A 12585-nucleotide genomic window follows, 5' to 3' on the forward strand; every position below is an offset into this window, starting at 1 on the left:
GGCCAGGGCCGTAAACGCGGCGCCCGGCAGGGCGGCGGCGCGGGCGGCGGCGTCGGCCAGCGCATGACGAAAGACCAAAGCAAAGAAGCTGGACACGCCCAGCGCCCCATAGGCGCCCAGCCCCCAGACGGCGGCGGGCACATGAACGAACATGATCCGCACCGTCTCGCCCTGCTGATAATCGGCAGGCACGGTGAAGCTGAGCCAGCTTCCCACCGCCAGCAGAACGACGGCCGCCGTCCATAGAACGGGCGTCAGCGGCCCGGTGAAGGCCATGAAGCGCTGCGGATTTGACAGGCCGAACATCGGTCAGCGCTTACGCGGCGTCGCGGCGGGGGGCAAGTCGCAGCTTGACCTGCGGGCCGAACCGCTTCGAATCTTACGAAGCCTTAAGTAGGCGGCGTTGATGCAGGCCTGTAGCGGAGGCGCCTTCCAGATGGAGACGCCACGGATGAAAACCCCGCTTCTTTTCGCCGCCTCGGCGCTCGCCCTCGCCATGACCTCAGCGTCCGCCAGCGCGCAGACGCCGCCTGCATCTCCCCTAACTGAGGCGCGCGACTGGTCGGCGGTCCTGAAGCAGGATGCACAGGCCCTGCATGACGTCATTCTGGACAGCCATCCGGGCACGGTCGATCCGCTGAATCCTGCGTTTCGCGGACGTGTCGAAGCTGGTCTGGTTGAAGCGAACAGGCGTGCGGCGCTGACGACGGACGCGAGCGGATGGTGGTGGGCCATGCGCGCCTATGTGGCCGCGTTCGATGATGGTCACGTTCAGATATCGATGCAGGTTCCGGGCGGATTCCCGATCCGCTGGCCGGGCTTCCTGACGGTCTTCAAGGACGCGGATCAGGTGGTTGCAGATCGTGATGCGTCGGACGCCTCGACACCATCGCTGGGCGCCCGCCTGATCGACTGCGATGATGTACCCGCCGCACAGTTGGCGCAGGCGCGGATCGGCGAGTTCCGGGGACGCTGGTTCCTGCAGTCGCAACACGACCAGTTTGGTGACTGGATGTTCCTGAATGCCTCCAACCCCTGGCAGACCGAGATGCGCCAATGTCGCTTCGATATCGGCGGCCAGACGCGCACCTATGGCCTGAACTGGCGGCTGGCTGATGCAGACGACCTGAATGCGCGCCGCCTCAAACTGGCGCAGCGCGCGCACAACGGCTTCAACATCACGCGGCAGGACGATGGCGGCTATTGGCTGTCGATGCCGTCGTTCAATGCATCGCCGGACAGTGAGGCCTATGCCGGACTGACTGCTCTGTTGGCCGAGGCTGCGAACAGGGAGGCCGATCTTCACGCCGCGCCCTATGTGGTTCTGGATCTGCGTGGAAACGGCGGCGGTTCATCGCACTGGAGCCAGATGCTGGCCCTGACCCTGTGGGGCGAACCCTGGATACGGGCAAATCTGGAACAGACGGTCGAAGCGGTCGAATGGCGGCCGTCGAAAGACAACATCGCCTCGCTCGAGGCCTTCCGTGAAGAGATACGACAGGGCGGCGGCAGCGCGGACATGATCCAGTGGGCCGAAAAGGCGATCACTGGAATGACGCAGGCCCGCGCGGCAGGTCTGGCCTACTGGCGTGACGGCGATCCTGTCGAAGAGGTCGAGCAGACCGGTGCCGCGCCGTCCAACCCAAACAAGGGCCGCATCTATGTCCTGACCGATTCCGCCTGTGCTTCAGCCTGTCTGGACGCCGTCGATCTGTGGAAGGCGGTCGGTGCTGTTCAGGTCGGGCGAGAGACCTCGGCGGACACGGTCTATATGGAGGTGCGCAACGCAGCCCTGCCCAGCGGTCTGGCGGAGATCGGCGTGCCGATGAAGGTCTATCGCGGTCGGGCGCGCGGCAATAACGAACCTCAGTTGCCCAGCCATCTGTTCAACGGTGACATGAGCGACACAGCGGCTCTGGCGGCCTGGATACGGGAACTGAACAGTCGGTCCTGATCCTAGACCTGATCCTAGGCTTGGGCGTTCCTGACGGCTGCGGCGCCGGCGAAGGCGGTGATGACGGCGGCGAACAGGGTGTAGGCGCACAGGAAGGCCAGGGCCGGAACTGGCGACTGGCCGCTGGCGGCCCGCTCCAGCGCGCCTGCACCGAAGACGACGGGCGGGATGAACAGGGGCAGGACCACCACGGCGATCAACAGGCCGCCGCGCCGCGCGCCCAGAGCCAGCGCCGCGCCCAGCGTGCCGGTCAGGGCGAAGCCCGCCGCGCCGATCAGGGCGGACAGGGCAGTCAGGGGTGCAAGGGCGGGCGGCAGGCCCAGCAGCATGGCGGCGACCGGCGCCGTCAACGCCAGAGGCAGGCCGACGGCGATCCACTGAGCCAGAGCCTTGATCAGAACCACGGCCTCCAGCGGCAGATGGCCCAGCGCCAGCAGGTCCAGCGCCCCGTCGTCCAGATCACGCTCGAACAACCGCTCCAGCGACAGAAGCGACGCCAGCGCCAGCGCCAGCCAGGCGACGCCGCCAGCAACCGGACCAAGCGTGCGAAAATCGCCGCCGACAGCCAGCGGCAGAACCGCCGTCAGGCAGGCGAAAAAGCCGCAGGCCAGCAAGGGGCCGCCGCCACCGCTCCAGGCCAGATCAAGCTCGCGCTCCAACAGGACGCGGGTTGCGCCGCGCAGGCCCGGCGGGCGGGGTTCGAAACGGGTCCGGCTCATCCCAGCCCTCCCAGATCAAGGGTGCGGACGGGAATGGGCAGGGGGTCGTGGACCGCGGCGATGATCAAGCCGTCGGCCTCCAGATGGCGGCGCATCTGGTCGGCGAAGGCGTCGCGCCAACGGGCGTCCAGCGGCGCCATCGGCTCATCCAGCAGCCAAAGGGCGCGGGGCGACCCGCCCAGCCGCCCCATGGCCAGACGGCGGCGCTGACCGGCGGACAGGCGGCGCACCTCCAGGTCCAGCAGGGGCTGCAGCCCAAAGGCTTCAACGGCATGATCGAAACCATGCTGGGTGTGGCCCAGCCAGTCGCACTGGAAGCCCAGTTCCTCGCGCGCCGTGCGGGCCGTCTTCAGCCCGTCCTGATGGCCCAGAAAATGTGTTTCGCGTCCGCGCGCCTCGCGTTCAGCCAGCTGATTGCCGTCGCCGTCGTGAAAGATGACATCTCCGGCGTCGGGGCGCAGCAGGCCGGCGATGGCGCGCAGCAGGCTGGTCTTGCCCGCCCCGTTCGCCCCCGTCAGCGCCAGGGCCTCGCCCGCCTTAAGCTCAAGGTTCAGACCGGTGAATAGCCTGCGTTCGCCACGCGAGACGGCGATGTCGGTCAGGGTCAGGCTGTGGATCATGCGGGCGATCCGATCTGGGTGGCGATGTTGCGAACCCTTCTCAATGTCCACGTCAGGGGTGTGGACTCATGGACGGTGGGATCACGCAGGACTATATGCGCGGTTGCCGCAGCAGGCTTTCGCCGCGCGCGCAGGGGTCCTGTGAGCCGCTGCGTCTGTCGCGCGAAGGCGCAACCGGATTGTCGGGCGGCGCTGACCAGAGGAATACTCCATGCCGTCAATCGACAGCCTCAAGACCCGCCAGGACCTCGCCGTCGGGCGTAAGAAATACGCCTATTACAGCCTTCCCGCCGCTGAGGAAGCAGGGCTTGCCGGGATTTCCCGTCTGCCGCGCTCGATGAAGGTGCTGCTGGAGAACCTGCTGCGCAACGAAGACGGTGTTTCGGTCACCGAAGCCGACCTGAAGGCCGTGGCCGCCTGGATCGAGAACAAGGGCTCGGTCGAGCACGAGATCGCCTTCCGTCCGGCCCGCGTGCTGATGCAGGACTTCACCGGCGTTCCCGCCGTGGTCGATCTGGCCGCCATGCGCGACGCCATGTCCGCACTGGGCGCCGACGCCGCCAAGATCAACCCGCTGGTGCCCGTCGATCTGGTCATCGACCACTCGGTCATGGTCGACAATTTCGGCACGGCCAAGTCCTTCGGCCAGAACGTCGAGCGTGAGTATGAGCGCAATATCGAGCGCTACAACTTCCTGCGCTGGGGCTCGTCCGCCTTCAACAACTTCCGCGTCGTTCCCCCCGGCACCGGCATCTGCCACCAGGTGAACCTGGAGAACCTGGCCCAGACCGTCTGGACCATCGATGAAGGCAAGAAGACCGTCGCCTATCCCGACACCGTCGTCGGCACCGACAGCCACACCACCATGATCAACGGCCTGGCCGTTCTGGGCTGGGGCGTGGGCGGCATCGAGGCTGAGGCCGCCATGCTGGGCCAGCCGATCCCGATGCTGATCCCCGAAGTCATCGGCTTCAAGCTGACCGGCCGTCTGCCGGAAGGCGCGACCGCGACCGATCTGGTCCTGACCGTCACCCAGATGCTGCGTAAGAAGGGCGTGGTCGGCAAGTTCGTCGAGTTCTTCGGCGACGCCCTGCCGAACATGACGATCGAAGATCAGGCGACCATCGCCAACATGGCCCCGGAATACGGCGCCACCTGCGGCTTCTTCCCCGTCTCCGCCGCCACCATCGGCTATCTGACCGCCACGGGCCGCGACAAGGCGCGCGTCGCCCTGGTCGAAGCCTATGCCAAGGCTCAGGGCCTGTGGATCGACGAAACCTCGGAAGACCCGGTCTTCACCGACGTGCTGGAACTGGACATCTCGACCGTCGTGCCGTCGCTGGCCGGTCCCAAGCGTCCGCAGGACCGCGTTGAACTGACGACCGCCGCTCCGGCCTTCGAAACCGCTCTGAGCGAAGTCTTCAACCGTCCGTCCGACGCCCCGCGCGCCGATGTCGAAGGCCAGAAGTTCACGGTCGGCGACGGCGACGTGGTCATCGCGGCCATCACCTCCTGCACCAACACCTCCAACCCGTCGGTCCTGATCGCCGCCGGTCTGGTGGCGCGCAAGGCTCATGCGCTGGGCCTGAAGGCCAAGCCCTGGGTCAAGACCTCGCTGGCGCCCGGCTCGCAGGTCGTCACCGACTATCTGACCGACGCGGGCCTGCAAAAGGACCTGGACGCCCTGGGCTTCAACCTGGTTGGCTATGGCTGCACCACCTGCATCGGCAACTCGGGCCCGCTGGACCCGGCGATCTCCAAGGCGATCAACGACAACGCCCTGGTCGCCACCAGCGTCCTGTCGGGCAACCGCAACTTTGAAGGCCGCGTGAACCCGGATGTTCAGGCCAACTACCTGGCCTCGCCGCCGCTGGTCGTGGCCTATGCCATCGCCGGTTCGATGCGCATCGACATCACCAAGGACCCGATCGGTCAGGACAAGAAGGGCAATGACGTCTTCCTGAAGGACATCTGGCCGACCTCGCAAGAGATCGCCGACATCCAGAAGAAGTCGGTCACCCCGGCCATGTTCGCCAAGCGCTACAAGGACGTCTTCAAGGGCGACAAGCACTGGCAGGCGATCAAGGTCACCGGCGGCCAAACCTATGAGTGGGACGACAAGTCGACCTATGTCGCCAACCCGCCCTATTTCGAAGGCCTGTCGATGGAGCTGACCCCGGTTCAGGACATCGTGGAAGCCCGCGTCCTGGCCATCTTCGGCGACTCGATCACGACCGACCACATCAGCCCGGCCGGTTCGATCAAGAAGACCTCGCCCGCCGGCGTCTATCTGACCAACCACGGCGTCGAGGCGGCTGAGTTCAACAGCTACGGCGCCCGTCGCGGCAACCACGAAGTCATGATGCGCGGCACCTTCGCCAACATCCGCATCAAGAACCGCATCACGCCCGAAATCGAGGGCGGCGTGACCAAGCACTTCCCGTCGGGCGACACCATGTCGATCTACGACGCAGCCATGCGTTACCAGTCGGAAGGCCGTCCGCTGGTCGTCTTCGCAGGCAAGGAATACGGCACCGGCTCGTCGCGCGACTGGGCGGCCAAGGGCACCAACCTGCTGGGCGTCCGCGCCGTCATCGCCGAAAGCTTCGAGCGCATCCACCGTTCGAACCTGGTCGGCATGGGCGTGGTGCCGCTGCAGTTCAAGCAGGACGGCTGGCTGAAGCTGGGCCTGACCGGCGAAGAGATCGTCACCATCCGTGGCCTGACCGACGCCAACATCGGCAAGCTGAAGCCGCGTCAGGACCTGTGGGTCGAGCTGTTCCGTCCGTCGGACGGCAAGATGGCCCGCTTCCCGGTCCGCTGCCGCATCGATAACCAGACCGAGCTGGACTACCTGCGCGCAGGCGGCGTCATGCCCTACGTCCTGCGCAACCTCGCAGGCGGCCCCGAAGCCGAAGCCCCCATCGCCGCCGAGTAAGGCGAGGGTTCAGTCGAATACGGCAAAGGCCGGTGGAGCGATCCACCGGCCTTTTTCGTGGTCATAGGGGATGAGAAAATACGTCAGGTTCTGGCTTGAACTCGCGCGCTGGACTGTCTGCTCGCAGCACTGAACAGGGCGCGACTTCCCAAGGCGAGGAGCCAGCATCCGAGGCCGCCGTACAGAGTTATCCATCCGAACCCAACGCCAAGGGCCTGCTGGGCCAGATCCGCGGCAATGCCGGTATTGAGGCTGCCTGCCGCAACGCGCTCGGCGACCTGATGCAATACAGCGCCGTCCCTCAGGTTCACGCTTTGCGAAGCGGTGGTCAGATGAGCCAGAACGCCGTTGAACAGGATTGCACCCATGACGGCGATATTGATCGCAAGGGTGATCATGCGCGCGCTCATATCCAATCCGGACGCCATGCCTGCGCGGTCGCCAGAGACAACGCCGGTGGCGGTGTTGGTGACCGTGGTGTTCGTCAGGCCCAAACCAATACCCGCCAGCACCAGACCGGGCGCCAGGAGCGGCCAGCCTGCCCCTGACAGTTCGAGCGAGAGGCGCATCATCAACAGCCCCCCGCCAATGGCGAACAGCCCGCCCGGAATGACGAGCCCTGAGCCGAAGCGAAGCGAGAGACGTTCGGCCAGCGGCGGCACAACCAGTGTCGGCAAGGTATAGGCCAGCAGCGCCACGCCCACGGCTATCGAGGACAAGCCAAGACCGGCATGGAACCAGATCGGCAGATAGATGATCAGCGGCCAGAAGCTGATGTTCATCCCGACGGCGCCGACAAGCGCGGCTGAGAAGAACGGAACACGAAAGACCCCGAAGTCAAACATCGGATAGGCCACGCGTCGCTCGACCATCACAAAGGCGACGAAGCTGACGATGGAGACGAACAGGATCGCAAGCGACGTTGCGGATACAAGCCCCAGGCGTGGAGCCTCGGTGATGAAGGCGGTCAAAGCCAGAACGGCGATGGACAGGGTGAGTATGCCGGCGATGTCCAGGCGGCTGGCTTTCGGGTCTTTGGATTCCTGAACGCCGACAAACCCTAATGCGAAGGTTGGGAGGGCAAGGGCGGCGTGGACCAGGAAGACCCATTCCCACCCCGCGACAGCGATGATTCCGCTGCCGATAAGCGGGCCGAAACCCAGTCCGAAACCGAAGATGACGCCCCACCAGGCATAGGCCACGCTGCGTGCCTTGGGCTCGCGGAATTGGTGCGACAGGATGGCGACCTGACAGATCAGCATGACCCCGCCCGCGATCCCCTGCAAAAAGCGAGCGCCGATCAGGACGGCGATGTTGTCAGTCAGGCCGCACGCCAGTGACGTCAGGCCAAAAGCGGCGGTCCCGATCAGGAAGACCCGTTTGCGGCCAAACCGATCGGCGACGGCGCCAGCCGCCATCAACACGCTGGCGACCGCGACCGTATAGGCGTTCATGACCCATTGAAGCTGGATGAAGTCGGCGCCGAGCGTGCGTTCAAGCGTCGGCAGAATTACCGGCACGCTCGAAATCTCCAACCCGAACATCAAGGAGGATAGAGTGACAGCGGCGAGCGCCAGCGTGCTTTGGGATGGTCGGGACAGGGTCATGAAGGGGCAGGCTCGTACGTGCGCGGGACAGGGAGGGCATACTGCCGAGCGAGATAGTTGGTGCTTGACCATAACAAAACGAGATGATTACGGATTTCAGTAATATTGAATCTGGATAGATGAAATGAAGTCCCTTGATGTGGAAGCGGTCAGGATCTTCGTGGCTGTCGCCGACCTGCAGAGCTTCACCCGCGCGGCGGAGGCTCTGGGGACGACGCAGAGCGCGATCAGTGTGAAGCTGAAGCGGCTGGAGGATGGTCTGGGGCACCGGCTGATTGAACGCACACCACGTTCAGTACGGCTTTCCGCTCCCGGTGCTTTGTTCTTGGAGTCGGCGCGGGCGTTTCTGAGGGCGCATGAACAGGCCTTGTCGTCTTTGTCCGGAGATCGTCGTCACTTTGTTCTGGGCATCGCCGCCCATGTGGCCGGACCTGAAGTGTCTGTCTTGCTGGCGCGTCTCAATGCGCATGACCCCTGTCTGACGATAGAGGTTCGGCTGGAGAACTCGCGTGTACTGTTGGACGCTTTTGATCGTGGGGAACTGGATGCGGCGATCATCCGGCGTGAGGAAGACCGTCGTGACGGTGAAACCTTGGGGCCCGAGCATTTCGGTTGGTTCGCCGCCCCTCAGTTCGAGCGTCGAACAGGCGAACCTCTGCGATTGGCCGCGCTGTCGCCTGCCTGCGGCGTTCGCGACCTGGCGACCCGTGCACTGGATCAGGCCGGAATGAGTTGGAGCGAAGTCTTCCTGGGCGGCGGATCGTCCGCAGTCGATGCGGCGGTGGCGGCAGGATTGGCGACCTCTGTCTTTTCGCGTCGTCTGGCTCCCGCCGGTACGGTCGATATCGGTGAACGGTTCGGTTTGCCGCCGCTTCCGTCGTCGGAGATCGTACTTCACTCCACTCTGACGGACCCCAAGTCGAAAGCGGCGCTGCGGACCATCGCCAGCGCTTTTCGGGAGCACCGCACTTAGTATCCGCTGCTGGCCAATGCCGTCATCGCAGCTCGAAATTCTGAAAAAGGCCGGTGGATCGCTCCACCGGCCCTTCATTTTTGGCGCTAGGCCTTCCGCTTATTCAGCAGCGAAGCGATCCGCGTATTCGGGGATCTGGTCGAAGTTCATGTAGCGGTAGACCTCGTCGCGGGCGCCGTCGATGACGCCCATTTCGGTCATGTATTCCGCCACGGTCGGGATGCGGCCCAGCTTGGAGGCGACCGCCGCCAGTTCGGCCGAGGCCAGATAGACGTTGGAGCCCTTGCCCAGACGGTTGGGGAAGTTGCGGGTCGAGGTCGAGACGACGGTGGCGCCTTCCTTCACCTGAGCCTGGTTGCCCATGCACAGCGAACAGCCCGGCATCTCCATGCGTGCGCCTGCGCCGCCCAGGGTCGAATAGTGACCTTCCTTGGTCAGTTCAGCGGCGTCCATCTTGGTCGGCGGAGCCACCCACAGACGGGTCGGGATGTCCTTCTTGCCCTTCAGCAGCAGCGAGGCCGCGCGGAAGTGGCCGATGTTGGTCATGCACGAACCGATGAAGACCTCGTCGATCGGGGTCTCCTGCACCGACGACAGCAGGCGCGCGTCGTCGGGGTCGTTCGGGGCGCACAGGACCGGCTCGGTGACGTCGGCCAGATCGATCTCGATGACATGGGCGTATTCGGCGTCGGCGTCGGCCTCCAGCAGGGTCGGGGCGGCCAGCCAGGCCTCCATGGCGTCGATGCGGCGCTGCAGGGTGCGGGCGTCGGCGTAGCCATCGGCGATCATGTTCTTCATCAGCACGATGTTGGAGGTCATGTACTCGATGATCGGCTCTTGGTTCAGCTTGACGGTGCAACCCGCCGCCGAACGCTCGGCCGAGGCGTCGGTCAGTTCGAACGCCTGCTCCACCTTCAGGTCCGGCAGACCCTCGATCTCAAGCACGCGGCCCGAGAAGGCGTTGATCTTGCCCGCCTTGGCCACCGTCAGCAGGCCCTGCTTGATGGCGTAATAGGGGATGGCGTGGACCAGATCGCGCAGGGTAATGCCGGGCTGAAGCTCGCCCTTGAAGCGGACCAGGATGGATTCCGGCATGTCCAGCGGCATGACGCCGGTGGCCGCGCCGAAGGCCACCAGACCCGAACCGGCCGGGAAGGAGATGCCGATGGGGAAGCGGGTGTGGCTGTCGCCGCCGGTGCCGACGGTGTCGGGCAGCAGCAGACGGTTCAGCCACGAGTGGATCACGCCGTCGCCGGGACGCAGGGCCACGCCGCCGCGGTTCGAGATGAACTCGGGCAGTTCGCGGTGCGTCTTGACGTCGACCGGCTTGGGATAGGCGGCGGTGTGGCAGAAGGACTGCATCACCATGTCGGCCGAGAAGCCCAGGCAGGCCAGGTCCTTCAGCTCGTCGCGGGTCATCGGGCCGGTGGTGTCCTGCGACCCCACCGTGGTCATGCGCGGCTCGCAATAGGTGCCGGGACGGATGCCCTGACCTTCCGGCAGACCGCAGGCGCGGCCGACCATCTTCTGCGCCAGGGTGTAGCCCTTGCCGGTGTCCTCAGGCTCGACCGGCAGGCGGAAGACGGTCGAGGCGGCAAGGCCCAGCGTCTCACGCGCACGCGCCGTCAGCGAACGGCCGATGATCAGGTTGATGCGGCCGCCAGCCTGAACCTCGTCCAGCAGGACCTGGTTCTTCAGGGCGAAGGTCTCGACCACGGCGCCGTCGCGTTCGATCTTGCCCTCATAGGGATAGATGTCGATCACATCGCCCATGTTCAGGCTGGTGACGTCCACCTCGATCGGCAGGGCGCCAGAGTCTTCCTGGGTGTTGAAGAAGATCGGGGCGATCTTGCCGCCCAGGGTCACGCCGCCGAAACGCTTGTTCGGCACGAAGGGGATGTCCTGGCCGGTGGCCCAGATCACGCTGTTGGTCGCCGACTTGCGCGACGAGCCGGTGCCGACCACGTCGCCGACATAGGCGACCAGATGGCCCTTGGCCTTCAGGTCTTCGATGAACTGCATCGGGCCGCGCACGCCGTCCTGCTCGGGCGTGATGCCGGGGCGGGCGTTCTTCAGCATGGCCAGATAGTGCAGCGGAATGTCGGGGCGCGACCAGGCGTCGGGCGCGGGCGACAGGTCGTCGGTGTTGGTCTCGCCGGTGACCTTGAACACGGTGACGGTGATCTTGTCGGCGACCTTGTCGCGGCTGGTGAACCACTCGGCCTCGGCCCAGGATTCCAGCACGGACTGCGCGTTGGCGGCGCCGGGCTGCTTGCCGCTCTTGGCCAGTTCGGCGACGTCGTGGAAGAAGTCGAACATCAGGAGGGTCTTCTTCAGACCCTCGGCTGCGGTCTTGCCGACGGTCTCGTCGTTCAGCAGGTCGATCAGCGGCTTGACGTTATAGCCGCCGACCATGGTGCCCAGCAGCTCTGTGGCGCGCTCACGCGACAGCGACGGCACGGCGAAGTCGCCATGGGCCACGGCGGACAGGAAGGAGGCCTTGACCTTGGCTGCGTCGTCCACGCCGGGTGGAACACGGTGGGCCAGCAGGTCCAGCAGCTCCTGCTCGGATTCACCCGCAGGCGGGGCCTTGATCAACTCGATCAGGTCGGCGGTCTGCTGCGCCGAGAGAGGAAGCGGCGGAATGCCGAGGGCCGCGCGTTCGGCGACGTGAGAGCGATATGATTCCAGCATGTGCGGCCTTCCTTGATCGGGTCCACGATCCGGCCAGCCCGCAGGCCCGCCAAACCGCGCGGGGCCTTTCCCACATAAGGAATGGGGTCGCAATAGAAGCAGGGCCGATGCCGCTTCGACCTCCGTCGTAGACTGCAAGCGTGGCCCGCGCGCCTCAGTCCAGTTTCAGGGCCTCGGCCAGCAGGCGGGCTTCGGCGGCGCGCCAGGCGACGACGATTTCGCGGTGAGGCGGGGCGCCGTCGGCCTGGTTCTCGAAGGCGCGGATGGCGACAGACGGGTTGTCGGCCAGACCGGCCTGAACCGCCATCTTGGGCAGGAAGGAGACGCCCAGGCCTGAGCCGACCATCTGCACCAGCGTATGCAGGCTGGTGGCGGCGAAGACGTCGTCGCCGCGCGGCGCCTCGATGTCCAGCGCGGCCAGAGCGTGGTCGCGCAGGCAGTGGCCGTCTTCCAGCAGGATCAGATCCTCGGCGCGCAGCGAACCGGGGCGGATCGGGCCGGGCGCGGCCAGCGGATGGTCGTGCGGGGCGGCGGCCATGATCTCGTCATCGCCGATGCGGGCGTGTTCGATGCCGGGCGCCTCATAGGGCAGGGCGATGACGGCGGCGTCGATCTGACCGGCCTTGAGCGCGGCGATCAGGCGTGGCGTCAGGTCCTCGCGGATGAACAGCTTCAGGTTCGGATAGGCGGATTTCACCGACGGCAGTTTGCGCGGCAAGAGGAAGGGGGCGACAGTTGGGATGACGCCCAGCCGGAACCGGCCCGACAGCGGGCGGCCCGCATTCTTGGCGGCCTCGACCAGATCCTCGGTGCGGGCCAGCACGTCCTCGGCCCGGCGCACGGCCTCGGCGCCGACGGCGGTCAGCAGGACGGCGCCACGTGTGCGTTCCACCACAGGCGCGCCCAGAATCCGCTCAAGCTCCTGCACGCCCGCGCTGAGGGCGGGCTGGCTGACATGGGCGGCGTCGGCGGCGCGCGAGAAGCTGCCGTGCTCGGCCAGAAGCTTGAGATACTGGAGCTGTCGCAGGGTGGGGAGCATATGCGACAAATAGAACGATCTTATCTCGGGATCAAATATTA

9 protein-coding genes are annotated in these 12585 nt (G+C 65.6%); 3 read left to right on the plus strand and 6 right to left on the minus strand.

Features of this window, described 5'->3' with window-relative positions; genetic code table 11:
- The coding region (gene ccsA, locus QZ281_RS06555; RefSeq protein ID WP_363297514.1) for a cytochrome c biogenesis protein CcsA at positions 1-306 on the minus strand (306 nt) is incomplete at its 3' end.
- Between the two features lie 145 nt (positions 307-451).
- On the opposite strand from ccsA, the gene QZ281_RS06560 reads away from it, so the two are divergent.
- Positions 452-1954, plus strand: coding sequence for a S41 family peptidase (locus QZ281_RS06560; protein WP_292226195.1), 1503 nt, complete (start codon positions 452-454; stop codon positions 1952-1954).
- 14 nt (positions 1955-1968) lie between these two features.
- On the opposite strand, the gene ccmB is transcribed toward QZ281_RS06560, so the two are convergent.
- Positions 1969-2673 (minus strand): heme exporter protein CcmB, encoded by a 705-nt coding sequence (gene ccmB, locus QZ281_RS06565; RefSeq protein WP_292226197.1) that lies wholly within the window; start codon positions 2671-2673, stop codon positions 1969-1971.
- The gene (gene ccmA, locus QZ281_RS06570; RefSeq protein ID WP_292226199.1) at positions 2670-3293 is read right to left on the minus strand and encodes a heme ABC exporter ATP-binding protein CcmA; all 624 of its coding nucleotides are present in this window, start codon (positions 3291-3293) and stop codon (positions 2670-2672) included. The genes ccmB and ccmA overlap by 4 nt, the downstream gene beginning before the upstream one ends.
- A 211-nt stretch (positions 3294-3504) precedes the next feature.
- Here ccmA and acnA point away from each other — a divergent pair, with 211 nt between their 5' ends.
- Entirely contained in the window at positions 3505-6231 is a 2727-nt protein-coding gene (gene acnA / locus QZ281_RS06575) for an aconitate hydratase AcnA (RefSeq protein ID WP_292226202.1), read from the plus strand.
- Between the two features lie 83 nt (positions 6232-6314).
- Here the strand turns inward: acnA and QZ281_RS06580 are convergent, their stop codons facing one another.
- The gene (locus tag QZ281_RS06580; RefSeq protein ID WP_292226204.1) at positions 6315-7838 is read right to left on the minus strand and encodes an MFS transporter; all 1524 of its coding nucleotides are present in this window, start codon (positions 7836-7838) and stop codon (positions 6315-6317) included.
- 124 nt (positions 7839-7962) lie between these two features.
- Between QZ281_RS06580 and QZ281_RS06585 the strand changes: the two genes are divergently transcribed.
- On the plus strand, positions 7963-8811 hold the full coding sequence (locus tag QZ281_RS06585) for a LysR family transcriptional regulator (protein WP_292226207.1): 849 nt from the start codon (positions 7963-7965) through the stop codon (positions 8809-8811).
- A 99-nt stretch (positions 8812-8910) separates the two neighbouring features.
- Here the strand turns inward: QZ281_RS06585 and acnB are convergent, their stop codons facing one another.
- Both acnB and QZ281_RS06595 read right to left on the minus strand, forming a co-directional pair.
- The gene (gene acnB, locus QZ281_RS06590; protein WP_292226208.1) at positions 8911-11505 is read right to left on the minus strand and encodes a bifunctional aconitate hydratase 2/2-methylisocitrate dehydratase; all 2595 of its coding nucleotides are present in this window, start codon (positions 11503-11505) and stop codon (positions 8911-8913) included.
- A gap of 154 nt (positions 11506-11659) precedes the next feature.
- The gene (locus tag QZ281_RS06595) at positions 11660-12544 is read right to left on the minus strand and encodes a hydrogen peroxide-inducible genes activator (RefSeq protein WP_292226210.1); all 885 of its coding nucleotides are present in this window, start codon (positions 12542-12544) and stop codon (positions 11660-11662) included.
- Between the last annotated feature and the right edge of the window lie 41 nt (positions 12545-12585).

The sequence above is a fragment of the Brevundimonas sp. genome (assembly GCF_018608325.1).
In the GTDB taxonomy this organism is placed as follows: domain Bacteria; phylum Pseudomonadota; class Alphaproteobacteria; order Caulobacterales; family Caulobacteraceae; genus Brevundimonas.